17 protein-coding genes are annotated in these 19,527 nt (G+C 49.2%); all 17 read right to left on the bottom strand.

What is annotated here, in order from left to right:
• A partial coding sequence (locus LAT77_RS11315) for a hypothetical protein (protein WP_290564676.1) occupies positions 1–364 on the bottom strand: 364 nt, incomplete at its 3' end.
• Positions 365–516: 152 nt separating this feature from the next.
• A complete protein-coding gene (locus tag LAT77_RS11310; protein ID WP_290564675.1) occupies positions 517–3,483 on the bottom strand; it encodes a YjbH domain-containing protein in 2,967 nt (988 codons plus the stop codon).
• Positions 3,480–4,163, bottom strand: coding sequence for a YjbF family lipoprotein (locus LAT77_RS11305; RefSeq protein ID WP_290564674.1), 684 nt, complete (start codon positions 4,161–4,163; stop codon positions 3,480–3,482). The genes LAT77_RS11310 and LAT77_RS11305 overlap by 4 nt, the downstream gene beginning before the upstream one ends.
• 53 nt (positions 4,164–4,216) lie before the next feature.
• Complete coding sequence (locus LAT77_RS11300) at positions 4,217–5,269, bottom strand: NAD-dependent epimerase (protein ID WP_290564673.1); 1,053 nt, start codon at positions 5,267–5,269, stop codon at positions 4,217–4,219.
• Between the two features lie 35 nt (positions 5,270–5,304).
• Positions 5,305–6,471, bottom strand: a complete 1,167-nt coding sequence (locus LAT77_RS11295) for a nucleotide sugar dehydrogenase (RefSeq protein WP_290564672.1) — start codon at positions 6,469–6,471, stop codon at positions 5,305–5,307.
• Between the two features lie 67 nt (positions 6,472–6,538).
• Positions 6,539–7,645 (bottom strand): undecaprenyl-phosphate alpha-N-acetylglucosaminyl 1-phosphate transferase, encoded by a 1,107-nt coding sequence (locus tag LAT77_RS11290; RefSeq protein WP_290564671.1) that lies wholly within the window; start codon positions 7,643–7,645, stop codon positions 6,539–6,541.
• A 167-nt stretch (positions 7,646–7,812) separates the two neighbouring features.
• A complete protein-coding gene (locus LAT77_RS11285; protein WP_290564670.1) occupies positions 7,813–9,432 on the bottom strand; it encodes a hypothetical protein in 1,620 nt (539 codons plus the stop codon).
• Between the two features lie 342 nt (positions 9,433–9,774).
• On the bottom strand, positions 9,775–11,811 hold the full coding sequence (locus LAT77_RS11280; protein WP_290564669.1) for a secretin N-terminal domain-containing protein: 2,037 nt from the start codon (positions 11,809–11,811) through the stop codon (positions 9,775–9,777).
• Between the two features lie 19 nt (positions 11,812–11,830).
• Positions 11,831–12,415 (bottom strand): hypothetical protein, encoded by a 585-nt coding sequence (locus LAT77_RS11275; RefSeq protein ID WP_290564668.1) that lies wholly within the window; start codon positions 12,413–12,415, stop codon positions 11,831–11,833.
• Entirely contained in the window at positions 12,412–12,966 is a 555-nt protein-coding gene (locus tag LAT77_RS11270; RefSeq protein ID WP_290564667.1) for a hypothetical protein, read from the bottom strand. The genes LAT77_RS11275 and LAT77_RS11270 overlap by 4 nt, the downstream gene beginning before the upstream one ends.
• Positions 12,953–14,104: a hypothetical protein gene (locus LAT77_RS11265; RefSeq protein ID WP_290564666.1), complete on the bottom strand. Its 1,152-nt coding sequence runs from the start codon at positions 14,102–14,104 to the stop codon at positions 12,953–12,955. The genes LAT77_RS11270 and LAT77_RS11265 overlap by 14 nt, the downstream gene beginning before the upstream one ends.
• A 50-nt stretch (positions 14,105–14,154) precedes the next feature.
• Positions 14,155–15,006, bottom strand: coding sequence for a type II secretion system protein GspK (locus LAT77_RS11260; protein ID WP_290564665.1), 852 nt, complete (start codon positions 15,004–15,006; stop codon positions 14,155–14,157).
• Positions 15,006–15,737: a prepilin-type N-terminal cleavage/methylation domain-containing protein gene (locus LAT77_RS11255; protein WP_290564664.1), complete on the bottom strand. Its 732-nt coding sequence runs from the start codon at positions 15,735–15,737 to the stop codon at positions 15,006–15,008. The genes LAT77_RS11260 and LAT77_RS11255 overlap by 1 nt, the downstream gene beginning before the upstream one ends.
• The gene (locus LAT77_RS11250; RefSeq protein WP_290564663.1) at positions 15,713–16,153 is read right to left on the bottom strand and encodes a type II secretion system protein; all 441 of its coding nucleotides are present in this window, start codon (positions 16,151–16,153) and stop codon (positions 15,713–15,715) included. The genes LAT77_RS11255 and LAT77_RS11250 overlap by 25 nt, the downstream gene beginning before the upstream one ends.
• On the bottom strand, positions 16,150–16,590 hold the full coding sequence (locus LAT77_RS11245) for a type II secretion system protein (protein WP_290564662.1): 441 nt from the start codon (positions 16,588–16,590) through the stop codon (positions 16,150–16,152). Before LAT77_RS11245 ends, LAT77_RS11250 begins: the two co-directional genes overlap by 4 nt.
• Positions 16,587–17,786: a type II secretion system F family protein gene (locus LAT77_RS11240; RefSeq protein WP_290564661.1), complete on the bottom strand. Its 1,200-nt coding sequence runs from the start codon at positions 17,784–17,786 to the stop codon at positions 16,587–16,589. The genes LAT77_RS11245 and LAT77_RS11240 overlap by 4 nt, the downstream gene beginning before the upstream one ends.
• Positions 17,786–19,486 (bottom strand): GspE/PulE family protein, encoded by a 1,701-nt coding sequence (locus LAT77_RS11235; RefSeq protein ID WP_290564660.1) that lies wholly within the window; start codon positions 19,484–19,486, stop codon positions 17,786–17,788. The genes LAT77_RS11240 and LAT77_RS11235 overlap by 1 nt, the downstream gene beginning before the upstream one ends.
• Positions 19,487–19,527 lie beyond the last annotated feature (41 nt).

Here is a 19,527-nt window from a genome sequence, read left to right as displayed (position 1 = left end):
TGCTCTCCGGCAGAGGCAGGGCAAACGCGGCTGTGATGGACTCCGTGAGACAGATCTCGGCACAATCGGCGGCCTGCCTGGTCGCACTGCTGGAAGCCGATGATGTGATCATTCTCTCTTCGTCGTCATCGTCGTCATCGTCATCGTCGTCATCGCCAACGATCGGTAACTGCGGACTAGAGCTTGACTCACCAACGATTGCTGCAGTTGACGCCAAAATAACAGCAGCACCAGCAATTTGCGAACCGGTGTAATCACCGAAAGCAAAGGCACTTGCGTTGTCCCCGGCACCAGCGTCCTGGGCCATTACGGGGGTGACTGCAAGACCTAATGCCGACATAACAGCAATTGTGATCTTTTTCATAACACCTTTCCTAGTTTAGATACATGTATCGAGTACATCATACATCCCGTAGACGTACCCTACAACTATCTTACATAAACCCTTTTTTTTCAATAGATTGTTTTACAAATAATCAATTAATTTACATTGGTTTAACCAATGCTAAACAGGCCTTAGCGACTATAGTAAGGCGATCGACCTTCAGTAACACCATGTAATTGAATGCGGCGCTGCAACATTTGCCCACCATCACGATTCAATGGAATCCAATTGAAACCCAAATGCTGACGGCTAGGAATGACACTCAAGAGATCAAATGGCACCGTCATAAAGAATCCTTTCGAGAAACTACCTTCACCATAATCGGTCGCCGAAACATCGGTTAATGACGCCCACGCACCGACTGTTACGCCACTTTCAAAGCGCCGCTGAAAGGTTATGTTTACCCCTTTATCACCAGCAAGGAACTGTCCTGCGCGCACGGTCAATAGTGAGTCATGCAACCACGGCATGTGATAGTAAAGCGAAACAAAACCCGTGGTTTCGTTATAATCACGGAAACCGAGCGCACCACTAAAGTCACGTTGCCAAACCTGATTGACATCAACACCAATGGCCCATGGACGGTCAAGCGGACGATATAAAAGTTCACCTCCGACACCGCCGTACATACGCTCAAACATACCGGCGTAGCCCATTGCGTACACATCTCGGCTCAAACGCTCGAAGTACGTGGCCTGTAAACTATCCAGCCAAACATCATTTAACATGTACTCACGAACATAGGTCCGAACCCGTGGTACAGGTAAAAAGTCAAACGCATCGACGGTAAACTTGAAGCGGTCAAAGTTGTTGGCAATGTTGATCCCTACTTCACCAAAAACTTCTAATTTGGGTGTCAGCCAACGGTTGGCAAACGCCATGGTACCTAACTGATAAAAATGAAACGTTTCCGGAGAACCGAAAGTCTGAATGAAAAATGGTTTTAAGCCGTAATTCGTTTCGAAACGATAGTCTGGTCCATACGCCCAACGGCGATCATCCCAAGGCGGTCGATTATCGACATCGACGCGAGTAAATAATTGCTCGGTTTCGTGGGGTTGGACATCTGGATTTTCGTTATTAATCGCCGCCTTAAATTCGTCCGCATCAATAACCGTTTTAACCACGGGCATAAACACAGTTTGTTCGACAATTTCATAGGTTTTAAATGAACGCGGCAAATCACGCGCAAGCACACGCGCCGTGCGATCGAGCATTTCGGTTTGGTCACGAAGCCGCAACGGCTGCGTATATACAGTGACAACACGGTCATTATTTTCATCGCGGTCGATCAAATAACGTCCGGATGCGTAACTATATTGGTTCATAATGTCGTTATCCATTTCGAACCAATTAATTTGGCTGACTCGCGAATACGTTGTGCGTTCAGCGGGCGGCACCGGATCTGGCTTAAGTTTTATCTGCGACAAGCTGTTTAAATTCATGTGCAGATTAAAACCGAAGGTAAGCTGATCGCCGCGTTCGTAGGACGCAAACAACTCAAAACCATTACTGACTCGGTAATTTAAGCCAAAATTAATCGGCGTTTTTGGTGTTAAATCGACATCTGCAAAGTCGTCCAAATAGCTATTCGAATCATACTCCACTTTCAAGCGCAGCGGATCCCATGGGGTTTGGTACTCGACTCCGGCAAACAACGCCATCGGCCCCCGGAACCAAGCATCGTACTCAAACCGGCCACCGCCTCGGCGAAAGCCTGAAGGACGTTCGCACATCGAATCGGCAAGGTGACAAAATGGGGATTTAAAGTGGTCACGCGTTCCCATGCGGCCGAACCCAGCGCCGAGGGTAAAATCAAAAGGTCCTGCTTGTTTACTCGCGACAAGATACTCTGATGCAAACAGACCCGTTCCGCCTAAATCTTTGATGCCCAGAGCAATTTGAGGAATATACTCACTTTCTTGCCAAAGTCGGACTTTGACATCGAAACCCTTATCCGTGTAAATATTATCACCACTGAAGCCGGGGAATGGGCTGTACCGACGACTTGGAACACGGGTGTAGAATGCGGTCGCTTCAAGCCACTCTAACACTTGCAAACTCACCGCATAGCGGCGATAGGCATCCATGTCAGTGTAACTCAAGGAAACTTCGCCCTCTTCGGCAAAACGCGCATTCGGCATTTGCATCAAGCCAATCCCACCATAGTTTCCCGTTGTTGGCGAGCGGTCGAGTCGTTGCCAATGCTGCGCTGAGGGAACTTCTGGCGTCATATCGCGGCCATTACGAACCAAATTGACAGACTCTGCCTGAGGATCGCGGACAAAATGACGCAACAACTCCGGTACAGCGGTTTCTAAATGGCGAAAACGTCGTGGCAAGGTCCAATTATCAAAGCCAATATAAAGAATGTCGCCGGGATTAAGCTCATTGTCATTTGCATTGTGCAAGCCCCAGGGAATCATCACAGCTTCTTCTGCCGGCTTTATACGCCATGCTTCGGTGCCATGAGCAAGCCCTTGCAATACGTCAGCGCGCGCATGGGCGCGTAAATAGTTGCGTACAGTTTGCCGCGGCTGCAAAGGCTGTAAGCCGACCTGCTGGGTGAAACCATAAACCGAAATCGTATTTGGCCGTGCTGGCAAGCGCAATTGATAATGTCCAGGTGGTAAAAGCGGATTGTCATTGATGCTTTGCCGCGCTGCTAATAAATCCGGCACACCATAAGGTTGGAACCCAAGCTCCCAGCGCTGCACCTGCTCCGCTAAATGCTGCACTTGTCGTGCTTGTTCGTTTTTCCCGCGACGCTGCCAATGGACATACAGCGCCTGTAAATCACGTAACACAGCTTCCCGCTCTGCTTCCACTTCAGCTTGGCGATCGAGCATCACCAAGCGCACTTGCGGCCAGTACACCTCTAACGCAGGAATCTGCTCCGCTCGCGCATTCTCTTCCCAAGACTTCAGTGTATGTTCAAGTACTTGGCGCAATCGCACCCGTTCATTAAAACGAATATCAAGCGCATCATTGACCGCAATCCGCACCGCTTGTGTTTCTTCTTCAGTGCCATTTGCCGCAACAGCTGCACCATTCAAAACAAGGCCAATGGATAGCGCTAAAATACTTTTTCTCATCATGGCCGACCTACCCATTTAACTTGTGTGAATGCAAGAACTGGTGCACCGGGAGCTACGATCTGTCGGCTTTGTACCACATGACCGTCCGCTTCAACCCAGAACTCATTGGTAAATCGCCGGTTATGCTCAACAAAGCGGCCGCGTTCACGAATATGGAACGCGCGCACGGTTTGCGCAGGTAATTCAACATCGACTTCAGCGACCACCTCAAAACTTGAATCCGCAGTAACCGTGTGGGTTCGACCATTGCGCAGATAATCCACCTGCCGTTGCCAACGCGCTTGCTGACCTAAACGTCCCTCGGCATCTGCTTGGCGCGCCAATTCAGCGACCGGATCAGCGTCTTTGTGGGTGACTGACAATAATTGAAACTCGCCAATTTTACTGATCCGAACGGCACGACCGTGAAGCGTCACAATCGTTTCACGGTCGGCGCTGATCCAATTGTAATAGCGTTCGCCGGCAACGGTATCCACGAAACCAAGTACCATCCCCACGCGCGGTTGATCCGCGATACGAACATACTGCAAGTTATGAGGGAAACGCTGAATTTGTCGCTGGGACAACTCGACATCTGGGGTATCTTTCAAAAACATTCGCCAAGTTTCCAGCACATCGCCCGGTGCTGATGCGCATCCGGCCATAACGGCACCCAAGAGGGCAGCTAATAGTAATCTCATGCAGCGTTCCATCTCATTGTTATTGTTTCCCACTACGGGTGGCTTAGCACGAACTAAACCTGATAAAACTCGCGATACCAACGGACAACCGCATCGACACCCTGTTGCAGCGGCGTATTCGGCCGGTAGCCTAAATCATGCTCAAGCGCACTGACATCAGCATAGGTCGCTGGAACATCACCCGGTTGCATTGGTAACAGTCTTTTTTCGATTCTAAATCCAACTGCAAGTTCAATTGCGGCAATAAAATCAAGTAATTGCACTGGTTGGCTGTTTCCAATATTGTACAGTCGATACGCTGCCGACGAGCTCGACGGATCGGGAGCTTGCCCGCGCCATGCTGGGTCTGGTTCAGCTGGCTTATCTAACACGCGTAAAATTCCAGCAACAATATCGTCAACATACGTGAAGTCGCGCGCCATCTCACCATAGTTATAGACGTTAATCGGCTCACCCGCGAGTGCGGCACGCGTAAATAACATGGGTGCCATATCCGGCCTTCCCCACGGCCCATAAACGGTAAAAAATCGGAGGCCCGTTGTCCGAATACCATACAAATGCGCATAGGTATGCGCCATCAGCTCATTCGCCTTTTTAGTCGCCGCATACAAACTAATTGGATGGTCGACATTGTCTCGGGTTGAAAATGGCATCACTTCGTTCAAGCCATAAACAGACGAGCTCGAGGCAAAACACAGATTATCGACCTGGGCGTGACGACAACCTTCTAAGACGTTCATAAAACCGGTGATATTGGCGTCAATATAGGCGTGTGGGTTTTCCATCGAATACCTTACACCCGGTTGAGCAGCTAAATGACAGACCGCATCGAACGACTCCTGCTGAAACAGCGCTGCCACCGCGTCTCTGTCTGCCAGATCGAGTTTCTGAAAACGATACCCTGGATGCATCGTTGATTGGCAGAGCGCACTGTCGGAAACGGCTTCATCGGCAATGCCAGCAGCGGCAAGGCGACCATATTTAAGTGCAACACTATAGTAGTCGTTGAGATTATCCACACCGACCACGTCGTCACCACGGGCCAACAACGCATTGGCAACATGAAAACCAATAAAGCCAGCGGTTCCTGTAACTAAAACCTTCATGCGTAAATCATCTCTGGTCGTATCTCCAATGGCTATTAATCACTGTTAAACAAGTCACGGGTATAGACCTTTTCCGCGACGTCTTCGAGTTCAGGGGCCATGCGGTTCGACACGATGACATCGGCCTCAGCTTTAAATGCGTCGAGATCACGGATGACTCGCGACTTATAAAACGAATCCTCTTTGAGGACTGGCTCATAAACGATGACTTCAATACCTTTCGCTTTAATCCGCTTCATGACGCCTTGAATGGCGGACGCCCGGAAATTATCGGAGCCTGTTTTCATCACCAAGCGATAAACGCCGACCACTTTCGGATTCTTCCGAATAATTGACTCAGCGACAAAGTCTTTGCGGGTACGGTTCGCTTCAACCACCGCTTGAATTAAATTCTGTGGTACATCATTGTAGTTCGCAAGCAACTGCTTCGTATCTTTGGGTAAGCAATAGCCGCCATAACCGAAACTAGGATTGTTATAGTGATTGCCAATCCGTGGGTCTAAACCAACACCCTCGATAATTTGTTTGGTATCCAGCTGGTGCAACTCGGCATAAGTATCCAGCTCGTTAAAGTAGGCGACACGCAATGCCAAATAAGTATTAGAAAACAGCTTAATCGCTTCTGCTTCAGTACTGTCCGTAAACAAAACTGGTACGTCTTTTTTAAGTGCGCCCTGCAGCAATAAATCCGCAAACACTTGCGCCCGCTCTGAACGTTCGCCAATAATTATCCGCGAAGGGTACAGGTTGTCGTACAACGCTTTGCCTTCCCGTAAAAACTCCGGTGAAAAGACGATATTCTCGCTATTGAAACGTTGCCGAGCGTCCGCCGTATAACCAACAGGTACGGTCGACTTAATCACCATCATGGCATTGGCATTGATCGCCATCACTTGTTGAATCACAGCTTCTACTGATGAAGTGTTGAAAAAGTTCGACACCGGATCATAGTCAGTTGGCGTAGCAATAATAACAATTTCGGCATCTCGATAGGCCGCATTGGCATCCAGTGTCGCTGTAAACCTCAGTGACTTTTCCCGTAAAAATGTCTCGATTTCCTGATCTTCTATCGGCGATTCCGCACGATTCAACATCGCCACTTTCTCAGGTACGATGTCGATCGCGGTTACTTCATTGTGTTGGGCTAGCAGCATCGCATTCGATAAGCCAACATACCCTGTTCCTGCTACTGCAATTTTCATCAAACAATTCTCTTTTTAGAATGTCCTAATCCAGACCAACTCGCGGCTGGCCGATCCTTGTGCCACATTATACTCTGCGCCATGCAAGCGACAAGGCCGCATAGTAAAGAGCGAAAAGACTTAAAAAGCTTACAAACATCCAAACCTCAGACAGCCGCAACATATCGCTCAATACGCCAATGCCAGCACAAAGGAAAGCTGCGGTGACAATCAGCAACATGGCCTGTAATTGGCTACATCCATAGCGAATAAGCAGATGATGTAAATGTTCGCGATCGGCCTTAAATGGGTTACGCCCGGCAGCAATACGGCGAATAATTACAGCAACGGTATCCATCAGTGGAATCGCTACCAACCACAACGCCGTGACCGGACGAATGACAGATTCACTCATCGCAACAGCGGTGCCATTGGCCACGGCCTCCGCTAAAGCATCCGTTTGGCTCGCTAAAACAAGCAACCATGCCACTGTTAAACCGATAAACAGCGCACCAGCGTCACCCATAAATACCTTTTTACAACCCAATCGTTGCGGTACAAGGTTGCAGAGTAAAAAAGGGACTAACCCAGCAACAACCAGTAACGCGGTGCTGGCGATAATCATGGCGCCGTCTGTCCAAGCCAACCAAGCTAAACTGGTCAGCGAAACAAGCGCTAAACCACCGAGTAAACCGTCAATTCCGTCCACCATATTAAAGGCATTCACAATACCCAGCATGGCAATCAAGGTAAAAATAAGGGAAAAAATACCCAGGTCAACAACCCCAAAGCCTTCCCCAAAGAGAAATCCAAGATCATTTAATTGATTTCCGGAGCCCACGACCAACAATAAAATGAGCAATGCTTGAAATACAATGCGTAAACGAACACTCAGATCTCGACGGTCATCATAGACACCGACGAGTACCGTTAACGTTGCAACCAACCAAAAAAAGACTTCGTCCATAGCAATACTCTGGCGCATCAACAACCAGAGTGAAAAGCCACACATTGCGCCGAGATAAATCGAAATTCCGCCAATCAGCGGCACTTGACCTTCGTGGAGTTTGCGACGGTTGGGGAGATCAATAAGATGCAGACGCGCAGCATGCGGAGCAAGTAATCGCAACACCACAAACGTGGTCAATACGACGGTTATAAACAACCAAAAGACTGGTAATAAAGACGGAGTCACAATGTCATTTTGACCTTATATTCAATGTATAGAAGTCCACTTTCGTGTAATCGAATGGCTTTTGACGGTTCCATTGTTTCACAACCTGCCTATTGCCGCAATCAACAACAAGATAAAAAAAACGCTCCCGAAGGAGCGTTTTCATGTGCTTAACGATACAACATCAATTAACGAATGTTGTACTGGTGTTGGCGGTTGTAACCTTGAACCTGACGCACTTCGATAGAATCGTTGTGTACAGGAACGGTGTCACCGTCAGCACCGACGTATGAAGAGTGAACTTGTACGTCTTGGTCAGCAGCCAAGATGAACAATTCAACGTGTGCACCTTCTGACTCAAGGTCAAGAGCTGCTAACGCATCAGTCAAGTATGGACCAATGTTCTTCACGCCTTGAGCAACGTTAGTGCCCAAGAAGAAGTAGTGAGTACCGTTAACCATTACGAATACGTCACCGTAACCGTAGCCGCTGTTAGCGTCACGTACAGTTGGGCTACGCTGGTCAATGAAACCAAGAGCGCCCTGACGTGGCCAATCTACCCAGCCAGAATCAGCACGTAAAGAAACACGTACGTCTAATTCACGGTCAAGTGGCAAGTAAGGGATGGTGATTAAAGTACCATCTTCGATGCGCCATTCGCCAAGGTCAACACCAGCGAAGTTGAACATTTGACCACGGTTCACAACACCAGCAGTACCATTCACGCGGTAAGCATTACCACGGTGCAAGTTGTACTGAACTGAAGAGTTTACAGTGAACTCAGACTCTGGCAAGAAGTTGATTGCGCCAGCTGCGATTGCGCCGCCCATATCAAGAGCGATGCTCGCGTCGCCTAAGCCCCAGCAGTTAAAGGTTACAGAAGAACCAGAAACAACTACTGCTTCAGCATTACCTGGACGCTGACCAGCGAAGTGGTCTTGATCGTTGTCACAAGAAACAGTCAAGAAGTCGCTCCACAGACCGTTTGGAGTCGCATGCCATGCAGCTAACCAACCGAATTCGCCAGATACAACGTGACGCGCATAGCGAGTCATCGCGTAGTAAGCGTTGCCTTCAGGGCTGTTTACAACGTCACCGCCGTGGTTTTCGAAAGCACCAACGCCAGCACCAACTGCACGCCAAGTTGCAACTACAGTGTCGTTCTCGCCGCCGATTGGGTTAAAGCCAAAGCTTTGACGATCGTTGTAGACAGAGATTGTACGTGAAGCGTCATCAACTAATTGGAAACGAACACCGTTACCAGTTGCTGCGTTCCAAGCGTACTGAGAAGTGGTTGAGAATAAACGGCCTGAATCACGGCTGTTCTCAAGCTCGTCACCACCCGCTAATACACGAATAGTAACTTCAGCATCGAGGTCAGCAACAGAGAAACGCATGCCTTGACCGAAGTTCACGGTCGCGCCAATTGTTGTTTTGTCAATGTTGTTTGCGTCATCGATGTTAGTTACACGGTAACGAAGAGTACGAGTTTCTGCGTTGCGTGAAATTACACCTAAAGTGAACGCTTTAAGGTCTGCATCGCCTTCAAAAGTACGAGTACCAAACGCGTTCAAACCAGTTTGTGGTAACTTGCTGAAAGTAATTTCAACGATATCACCAGCTGTAAGTTCGTTTTGGAACGTGTAACCAAATTCGTTAGCACGTACCGAGTTGAATTCGGTGCCGTCAACTACGTTCTTATATTCGTCAGAAACGAATACAGGCGCAGTTGTAACATCCGCGAATGCTGTTGCAGACATGCCCGCTAAAGCAGCAGCAACTAGCGTTTTCTTAAACATGTTGTTCATGCTTATCTCCAATTTCATGAAATTAAGATTCAGGGCATCATGCCCTTTACTTATTGTTTTCCAAAGACCTGTTACGTAAACAGTCTCTCCGATTATCAAAAATCATTAACATTATGTCAATGGTTGTGAACTTTAATTTTAATAACTCTAACGAATTGTTGTTCACACCGTTTAATTTTCTCCACCAATCACCAACGGTTTGATTATATTTTATACTATTATGGCGATTTGATGGCGCTTCTCCCTAGATGTCATTTTCAGACTTCCTAAATGTAGCATTAAACAACAACAATGCAACACGCACACTATATCCTTTACAATAAGGTTTTGTATAGCATTTGTTTACTCTTCAGCGATTTTTATTGTCGTTAAACCCTGAGAAATGGTATGGCGAATATGATCCCACTCATTCAGATCCTCGATAATTCGAGGCGTAATGAAGATCACAAGTTCAGTTTTCTCGCGTTGGCGACTTTCACCTTCGAATAAACGACCGAACAAAGGTACCCGCTGCACCCATGGAACCGACGACGTATTCTCGGAGTTATTCTCAGAAATAAGCCCCCCAAGGAGAATGGTTTGACCGCTGCGTGCAATCACTTCAGTTTGCACCGTGCGCTCAAAAATACTCGGTGAGCCTGCAAGCGTTGGACCACTCGACGACGTATTCGATATTTGTTGGTTGATCTGCATCACCACCAGACCTTGCGCGTTCACCGTCGGCGTCACGGTTAAGTTCACGCCGGTGCGACGATAGACGATATTCGTCGTCTGGCTTTCAAAGTTAGGGTTGGTTGTGGTCGATCCTACCGTCGGAATATCGTTACCCACGTTAATACTGGCGGAAACTCCATCACGTACGACTAAAGTAGGATTCGACAAGACGTTCACCAAGCTCGATGTTGCTGAAAGTCGCGCTAATAAATTAGAGATGCCGTCTGTCCAATTTAACCGCAAGCCCCCCATTTCAGAGACGCCTAAAGCATTGGTGGTACCACCTGTTAAACGACCACTACGAAATGCGAACTCAAAACCTTGAGCGAACTCGTCGGTCATAGTGACTTCAGCAATGGTCGCATCGAGCATAATTTGCTTCGGCATCACATCGAGCCGGCGGATAATGGGAAGTAACGACTGAAAGGTTTCGCCCTGAGTGTAAAAGAGAATACTATTGGAGCGCTCGTCGACGGTCATTCGTATTCCTTCCGCTTCACTACTAATGACTGCACTGCGCTGTTGCCCGCCTTGCGCACTTTGCGTGTCACGTGTGCTATCGCCACCCTGCTGACCAGCAAATGAGCTCCCTCCAATCAAGGGTGCAATCGACTGGCCAAGATCCTGGGCGCGGGCATAGCGTGGATGATAAATATAGTAGCGCATTTCCGCGCCGCGAGAAGGTCGGTCGATCTGCTGGGCCCAATATTCCGCGCGGTCAAGCACGAACTCGTCACCCGCAAAAATAGCAACCGCGCCAATCTGAGGAATCGGTACCATAATTAGTGCAGCGCCAGTTGCGCCGCGCGAACCAGACTGAATCCCTTCGGCCTCTAATAGCTCCTGCATCTTCGTCATATACTCTTCAGGGCTGATATAAACGAGTTCTTGCAGGCCAATAAATCGACCACGGGTTGACGGCACATCGAGGATGTTGACTAGGTCAATAACCCGCAAGATTTGCGTACGGGAGCCGCGCACAAAAATAACATTTTGTTGAATATCAAAGTTTAGCTCAGCAGTCGAAAGACTATTGAGCGTGCGCTCTAAGCTGATATTGATACCGTGCCGCAAGGGCACAACCTGCAGAACTTGCTGCACTGTGTCAGGCACATCGGCATACTGACGACCAATACCAATCGCGGTCATTTGTTCGCTTGCAGAGTCAACGCCATGGATATAAAAAGTACCTTCACGCTCCACTACTCCTAACCGCCGTTCGGCTAACAGACTTTCGGTCAAGCGAAAAAGACGTCGTGATGAGACCGGCTCGGAAATGTTCAGAGTCACCGGTGACACTTGCGGCAGATCATCAGCAAGGAGGTAATTCACTCCCAATTGTTCACCAAAGACCAACTGTACAAATTCAGGGATACTCAGGTTATTCGCGGCAACTTGTTGTCGATCAGAATCCGGAAAGCGTTGCGCTAACTGTTCACCATGTCGCAGTTCAGCGCGACTTCTTGAAAGCGGTGTCAAGCGCTGCATACGGAACTCTTCGACTCCGGAGACTTGCACATCGGCGTCATCCTCGGCGTACACTCGCTCATCAGTCATTAACCGATGCGGATTAACTTCGAGTTGCTTGGGTGACTGTGCACACCCGCTAATTACGAGTGTCATCACTACCACCGACGCTAGCTGCGCCACCGATTTTGTCGTCATGACTTTTGCCTTACTGTGATTAAAATTTAGATTCATCAAATTCACCTGGGTCTAACTGTCGCGGTTGTTGCCGGTTGGGCGCAAGTGCCTCCGGCTGCCATGCGAAGACAGAAATTTCATAAGAGTTCTCACTGTCGTCCGTAAGCCGAACACGCGCGGCTTCAACGTCAGTAACCACAAATTCATTCAGTGCATCACCGACCACCACTCGCTTCAAGCTCGGTTCAGCGTCACCGTCGACCAATACTTCAATCAATGCGACCCGGACTTGCCGTTCGGCACTCAAAAACGTGCCGCGCACCCGCACCTGCATGGCGCCAAGTCGCTCGGCACCATAGAGTTGAGGCATTTCCTGTTCGGCCGGATCCTCCTCGTTAACAACTTCATCACTGCGACGCTGAGCCTGTAGCCAAGCGTCAATAGTTGTCGTACCAACGGATCGCGGCACCGGGTCAAAAGCGGCCACCGAACTGTCGCGTAAATTCGTATCATGCTCGATAGAAATATACACACGTTGCCAGAAATCGACGAGACACCAAAGCACCGCAAGCGCACACGTCAGCGCAACGGCAGGATGCTTCAACATCATCAAATAACGCTTCACAATGCCTCCGCTATCAAAATGTTTGCTCGCAAGGCAAGGGTTAGTCGATAATTTTGCTGACCTGGCCGACCACCCGATGTCGTCTGCATCTCAAAATTCTCAATCGACACAAACAACAAACGTTCTTGCATGCTACGCTGAAACGCAGCGAGTTGTGATAATGAACCTTGAATCACGACGCGGGCATGTAACTCACTTAATTGACCGTCAACTAGATTTCGCTGCTGCGTCCAGTCAAAAAGGCTGATTTGAGTGCTATTTTCTCGTGCCAACCCTTCGATGGTTTGCTGCAATTGCACACGCGCAGTCGATCGGTCACGCATCACAGGCAAGAATGACCCCACTTCTTGATTAATGGCTTGTACCCGTTCCAGTTCAGCAGTCAAAGCGTCGGCGTTGTCGAGTAATACTTCCGCTCGCCCTAACTGATCCGAGACCATGCGTAACTGCACTTGTTTATCTGCTTGCCCTTCAAAGACAGGAATCAACACGAACCGAACGATCGCTAAAATCGCAATGAGAGCCAACAAGGTCGTTTTATTCTTCAGCATTGAATCGCTCTCCATCAAGCTGAATATCAAGAGTGAATCGCTCGGCCCGTTGTGGCGACTGCCTTACTGGCGCCGAGAATTCGGCTTGACGCACAAAAGGTAACGCTTGCAGCGCAACCAAAACTTGCGTCGCCGACTGTGCATCAGCAACGATGCTAACCCGCTGTTCACGCCCACGTAACGACTGTACTCGCGCACCCGCTTTTTCAAGCTCAATGACCAAAAGCCAATAGAACTGCGACTCACGTTGGTCTGGCACACTTGCGCGGATGGCATGATGTAACTCCACCTCACGGTCAAGCATCTGACGCACAGAGAGAACATGTTGGAGCTCGTTTGACTGCGTATTAAGTTGTGCTTGGCGACTCTTTGTCGCTGCGTCAAGGTACCAAGAACTGGTCAACGCATACACGGTAATCAACGCAATCAGCACACTCACCATCGGTAGCCAAGGAAGCGATTTACCACCTTCTGTTTGCACCGGTTTCCACGCCGCGACGACATCATTAAACGTCAATGATTGAACGGCAGCCAGCAATCGCGCTGGAAAAGTCGCCGAGTCAATTTCACGAGTCGCTGCAGCAACGGCACCGCCCATTGACAGCAACGCTATTTGCGCATCGCGGACAACAGCCGACCGACGAACACTAACCCACTCGCCTTGCGGACGAGGCAATAAATAATAGACACCATCAGGACTATGAATCACGTCCATTGTCGTTTCGTCACTCGCCGCACGGGCAAACAACAACGACTCAGGTACGACCCACCAAGCTTTGGCAATTAACGGATTGAGACTTGCTGCGATGCGAATGGTTAATACACGCCGATGCCCTTGATGAAAAGGACCAATGAAATGCAACTGTAACTGCTCACTCGGACGATTACGCAAGATCTTTTTCAAAGCCCGCTCGCTTTGAATTGGAAACTGCTCCCATTGTTCTTGATAACAGGATCGCGAAAGCACCAAAATCGGCATTCGACTCGGCGTTGTGTTTACTTCGCGCCACGTAAACCGCCCCTGTTCAGCTTGTTGCAACGACAAAACCTTGCCAGATTTTTGCACATAGCTCAGGCCGCGGCTCAGATAGCGCGAAAACCAAGCTGACGGTATTTTATTCTGCTGATGTTCATTCATACAACACGAACACCCTCTGTAGCTGTAGGCTGAATGCCTGCATTATTGTTCTAGTCATTCACGATTCTTCGCAGTGGTTGCCGATTATGTGGGCGAATCTCGACCAGCCGATGAAGATGCACATCGCCCTGCTCGAGGCTAATACTCTGAACTCGCCGTGGCACTTGATCAAGCGCAACTTGTCCGATGCCATCAATCGGCCCAGTCCGTTGCTGTTCTCGCCATGCTGCGACTATATCAGCTTGTGTCGCTGGTAACAAAGCATTCACAATGAGTTCGGGGGCATGCGCAACATTCATGTCCTGACCATGAAATGTGACAAAAGGACGTAAACGCAACATGTCATCCTCAGTCCAGCCCGGCACACTGGTTAATTCCGACCAGTGTGTGAGTTCAGCAAATGCACTTTGCCTCGCCTGTACACGCGAGCGATTAGCCGAGGTATAACGCAATTGCCACAGTTGCAAGGAACGATGTAAGGCGCTCACACGATCCTCTGCGATACCCGCTGCGACCGCAATTCGGCGGAAGTTATGTTCATCCGGGTTACGCAAGTCCAGTAAACTTCGTTGATTCTGTATGGTCACCCAAGCTTCGGAGTCGATCGCAGTGAACACTCGGCGTTCCGGCAGTGAAATCAGCTGCGGTTGCCCATGAAAATTGATTTGCCAACGCTGGGCCACTGAATTTTGGCCACTCCAAGGTTGGGTTGCGAGTTCAAATTCAATCAGATTCATCGCTGAATAAAGTCCCAACTGCTTATTCACCGAATTTTGCAGGTCATCGCTTTGCTGCGTTGCACGCAACGCATATTGCATGACGAGAATCATCAAAATACTAATGATACTGACCATAATGAGCACCTGAAAAAGCGCGAAGCCGTTTTCCCGCTGCTGCAACATTAGCGAAACTCCCAGCGCGCCCGTTGCGCACTAACTGAATCTTGCAAAGGCCACACAATGGTTTCCTCGTCCATGCGCAAGCGCAAGCGAAACGGATGTTCGCCGGATTCAAGGCCGTCAAATTGATTGAACCAACGTGGCATCCCCTCGCGCTGAGCAGACGAGTCAACGCTGATCAATTGACTACGCTGCCGCTGGCTAAAGCTAGGATAGGCGAAATAGTCAAACTCTATCTGCGCTAAACCTTGGCGCAAGACCCGCCGGAGGTTAAAGGGTAACTCAACGCTAGCATACGATAACCCAACGTTTGCCAACGGCGCTTCTTCGTAAACAAGTTGCCAAAGCTCCGGCTCGTCCGGATCGGGTTCTCGGAAAAGACGAAAAACTGAAGGTTGTTCTGGATCTTGCAAGCTCATATAAGAAACACCGGTAAATCCGTTGTCACGACCGAGAAAATAAAAGCCGTAAGGTGGCACTGATTGTGCGCCAAAATACTGAAACGGATCCTCGGCGTACACCATTCGCGGATAGGTATTGCGCACGACACGGCTCATTTGTCGCCAGTCCATGTGCGCATTGACTGCATTTTGATAGGCCGTTTGCTGACGCTGCCAATTCTGGTTCACATAATCGTAGACAAGGCCTGCCGTTAGGATCAACAACATCAACAAAGCCATTGCCAACAAGACTTCGATTAAGGTAAAGCCTAACTGCGAGCGCGATTTCGCCATACCAACTCCAAATACTCGAAATCTCGCTGGGCGCGATCTTGGGTGAGCGTTAATTCAATACGGTATAAGATAAACTCGCGCTGCGCATTGACCCGTTCAGACTCTAACGTGGCGGTAGCTTCGCTGGGATAGCGACGCGCATCGACAGTAGCCCGCCATTGATAATCTACCGCAAGGACACGCCCATCGCCGCTCAGTTCGTCAGCGGCGTTGTGCAGAACTTGCTCCTGCAATTCACCACGGATATGCGCAATAATATCGTCCACTGGCGTCAACAGTGTCACTGCGCGTGCAGCGCGCTCAGTACTGTGCATACTATTTTGAAACGCCAACATGCTCGTCGCTACCGCTGCGAACAATATGGTCATCGCAATAAGGATTTCGATCAAGGTAAAGCCGCGTTGTTGTGTGATCATCCACCAACCTCGCGACGATTTGCAGAAGAGGATTCAAGTTCGGCATCTGCAGCAACTGAACGAAGCCGTTGCGAACGCTCTTGATTGGCTTCTTGCCATAAAACGGTCTCATGACTCCAATAGCCATGGACGTTTACCGTGATCTGCTGTTCCGGGAAGCTTAAACGCTCAAACTCAATCGTGCGTTCGGGAGTTTGCCGTTGGCCGCGCCAAATGACGATTTCACGGTCGCGCAGCGCGAATGTAAGTGGCTGTTTCTTATTGAATGCATCAAAGCGCGCTGCTTCCAATAGGCGATAAAGTTGTTCACGTTCTTCAATCGCGCGGACACGCTCATACTGTTGAAAACCGACGGGGCCGACTAAACTCGCAAGCAGGCCGACGATGGCGAGGACCACTAAGAGTTCGATCAGAGTGAAGCCTCGCCCGCCGGTCATAGCGCAATGTCCGTACCTGCTGAAATGCTCAGCATCATGATGACAACAACACTACCGACGATACCACCCATGACCAGAATCAGCAGCGGCTCAAGTAGACTGGTAAATTTCGTCACCCATGCATAAAAAGTTCGTCGTGAACGCTCAGCCATTTCACCGAAGACCTGTGCCAATTCACCACTCTCTTCGCCAATAGCTAATAGCGCCGCGTAATAGTCCGGATATAATCGGGTTTCACTGAGGCTTAACGCTAATCCCTGACCTCGTTTGACGTTCTCGGTCGCCAACCTTACCTCATTGCGCAGCGACGCTGTGCGCAGCGTATTCAAAGCCAGTTTGAGTGCGCGATCGATCGCGATGCCCGATGCTAACATGGTGGCGAGTCCGGCATTAAAGCGAATGCGCTCAACGAGTAGGTTCGCCCTTTTAACAATCGGCAAGGACTCGCGCATCCAGCTAAAACTTTCAACAATGCTGGGATGATTACGTAACTGATAAATTGCAATCGCGCCAGCGACGATGCCGAAGAACAAATACCATTGCCATTGCAACATAAAGTGACTTACGCCCATCAACGCCCGTGTGTAGGCTGGTAAGTCGTCTTGACCGGCAAATAAATCAGCAAGATTGGGCACGACAAAATTAAAAATAAAAATCAATGCACCCAAGCATACGGTTAGAATAACGGCCGGGTACACTAAAGCTTGGCGGATCTTGTCACGTAAATCGAGTTGATATTTAATTTCACTTGAAAGACGACTAAACACGCCGGTTAAGTCACCCGTTTCTTCGCCAATTTTTACTAAGCCGATATACAGCTCACTAAACGCGGGATGTTCAGCCAACGCCGAGGAAAGTGTTTCCCCTTGCTTGAGCTGGTTAAGGACTTTTTGTAAAAACTCACGCAGTGCTGGCTTACTGACATTTTTAATTAAAATTGCCAAGCCTTTGTCGACTTTCAAACCTGCCGTCAGCAACAGGGCAAGTTCCGAGGTAATAAACTCAATATCACTTAAGTTTAACTGGCTGCTATTGAACAAACTGAGCGTCTGTCCCTCAACCGCGTCCGTCAATTCTTCTAATAATAAACCGTCATCAAGGAGCCGTTGCCGTGCCTGTTGTTCGCTTTCGGCCTCAAGCACACCGTCTTGACGCACACCACTTTGGTTATAGGCTTTGTAACGAAATCGAGCCATTAGCCAGCCACCCGCATCACTTCTGCAACTGACGTTTCACCACGCATGGCTTTGAGCATGCCATCTTCGAGCAAGGAGCGCGAGCCACGTTGGCGATTAAGTTTTGCTGCTGCCTGCAGGAAATCGGGTTTACCCAACAATGCCGTGAGTTCATCATCACATTTTAAATACTCAATAATCGCCACCCGGCCGAGATAGCCTGTGTGTCCGCAGTGCTCGCAGCCGACCGCTTTATGGTAGCTGGGCGACACATGAAAGGTGTCACAGAGCCACTGTAAATTAAGTTTTGCTGCAGTTTTTGCCGCGTCGGTGTCAGGTACTTTACAGTGCGGACATAATTTTCGTGCTAAGCGTTGAGCCAACACAACTTTGACCGCTGCACTCAACAGGAACTCTTCCACACCTAAGTCGAGCAAACGCGTGTAAGCGCTTGCCGCATCATTGGTATGAAGTGTGCTAAAAACTAAATGACCGGTCAGTGCGGACTGTAACGCAATACTTGCCGTTTCTTGGTCACGAATTTCACCGACCATGATGATGTCAGGATCTTGACGAACAACGGTTCGCAACGCTTTCGCAAACGTATAGCCAATATCAGCTTGCACCTGCACCTGATTAATACCATCGAGTTGATATTCCACCGGATCTTCAATAGTAATAATCTTGACACCGGGTTCATTGCGGCGGGTTAAAAACGAATACAAACTCGTTGTTTTACCCGAGCCAGTAGGACCCGTCATCAGCACCACACCGGATGTTGACTGAATATCATCCATTAATTTGGCTTCAATGTCCGGCTCAATCCCCAGCGCGCCAACATCATAGGACAATGAATCTTGCAACAGAAAACGCATAACGACGCTTTCGCCTTCACCAACTGGCATCGCTGATACTCGAATATCCACGTTACGGCCATCAACACGAATATCAATTTTGCCATCTTGCGGTCGGCGCTTTTCCGCAATATCCATATTGGCGAGCAATTTTAACCGGGTCACTACGGGTAACAGCATCCGCGCTGGAATTAAGTCCGCATCATGCAAAACCCCATCCACGCGGTAGCGCACTCGGCCCTTCCCCTTCCAGGGCTCGAGGTGCATATCCGAAGCCCGTCGACGCAACCCTTTGGCAATCAGATTGTTGAGCAAATTAACGGTCGGTGCTTCACTTGCAAGCTCCCGTAAACGGTCTTCTTCAAGCAAGCTTAAATCAACACCCGAGTCGTGATTGACTTCCGATTTACTCGCTTGCTCGACCAGCGCCATCTGCTCTTCCGTACAGATCCGCAATTCAACCGTCCGTTCGTCGTAGCTGGCGAGGACATCCATTGCAGCGATATCTGTCGGATTTAGGCAAGCCAAGATCAGGTTGGCATCGGCGGACGCCCGGAGTTGATGCGGATTAATCGGATACAAGCCAACGCGCTGCCATGATTGCCGCAGGTGTTCAGGCACGGCTTCCTGCAAGACTTGGACAAAGTCATCGCGTTCGGTCACGACCGCCAGTTCGTCTGCACTAATCAGTGGCACCGAGAATACTTGGGTGTAATATTGCGGCAGTAATTCGGAAGACAAAGCACCCATGCGCACTAATATTTGCTCAAGGCGACCGCCATGGCGCTGTTGATACAACGACGCTTTTTGCACTTCTTCAGGTGACACATGTAATTCTTGTGTCAGTAACGTCTCAACATCGACCATGAATGCGTATTCCTGCTTCCGTCTTACAAATGAATTAAATT

The sequence above is a fragment of the Aliidiomarina sp. genome, from assembly GCF_022565475.1.
In the GTDB taxonomy this organism is placed as follows: Bacteria; Pseudomonadota; Gammaproteobacteria; order Enterobacterales; family Alteromonadaceae; genus Aliidiomarina.
This window is presented reverse-complemented; position numbering and strand designations above follow the sequence as displayed.

What these genes read in the sequence shown, in the direction of transcription:
- LAT77_RS11285 (WP_290564670.1), bottom strand. Translation starts at nt 9,432, where the DNA reads ATGAACAACATGTTTAAGAAAACGCTAGTTGCTGCTGCTTTAGCGGGC.
- LAT77_RS11250 (WP_290564663.1), bottom strand. Translation starts at nt 16,153, where the DNA reads ATGATCACACAACAACGCGGCTTTACCTTGATCGAAATCCTTATTGCG.
- LAT77_RS11265 (WP_290564666.1), bottom strand. Translation starts at nt 14,104, where the DNA reads ATGAATGAACATCAGCAGAATAAAATACCGTCAGCTTGGTTTTCGCGC.
- LAT77_RS11310 (WP_290564675.1), bottom strand. Translation starts at nt 3,483, where the DNA reads ATGATGAGAAAAAGTATTTTAGCGCTATCCATTGGCCTTGTTTTGAAT.
- LAT77_RS11300 (WP_290564673.1), bottom strand. Translation starts at nt 5,269, where the DNA reads ATGAAGGTTTTAGTTACAGGAACCGCTGGCTTTATTGGTTTTCATGTT.
- LAT77_RS11305 (WP_290564674.1), bottom strand. Translation starts at nt 4,163, where the DNA reads ATGAGATTACTATTAGCTGCCCTCTTGGGTGCCGTTATGGCCGGATGC.
- LAT77_RS11280 (WP_290564669.1), bottom strand. Translation starts at nt 11,811, where the DNA reads ATGACGACAAAATCGGTGGCGCAGCTAGCGTCGGTGGTAGTGATGACA.
- LAT77_RS11235 (WP_290564660.1), bottom strand. Translation starts at nt 19,486, where the DNA reads ATGGTCGATGTTGAGACGTTACTGACACAAGAATTACATGTGTCACCT.
- LAT77_RS11240 (WP_290564661.1), bottom strand. Translation starts at nt 17,786, where the DNA reads ATGGCTCGATTTCGTTACAAAGCCTATAACCAAAGTGGTGTGCGTCAA.
- LAT77_RS11260 (WP_290564665.1), bottom strand. Translation starts at nt 15,006, where the DNA reads ATGTTGCAGCAGCGGGAAAACGGCTTCGCGCTTTTTCAGGTGCTCATT.
- LAT77_RS11270 (WP_290564667.1), bottom strand. Translation starts at nt 12,966, where the DNA reads ATGCTGAAGAATAAAACGACCTTGTTGGCTCTCATTGCGATTTTAGCG.
- LAT77_RS11245 (WP_290564662.1), bottom strand. Translation starts at nt 16,590, where the DNA reads ATGACCGGCGGGCGAGGCTTCACTCTGATCGAACTCTTAGTGGTCCTC.
- LAT77_RS11295 (WP_290564672.1), bottom strand. Translation starts at nt 6,471, where the DNA reads ATGAAAATTGCAGTAGCAGGAACAGGGTATGTTGGCTTATCGAATGCG.
- LAT77_RS11255 (WP_290564664.1), bottom strand. Translation starts at nt 15,737, where the DNA reads ATGGCGAAATCGCGCTCGCAGTTAGGCTTTACCTTAATCGAAGTCTTG.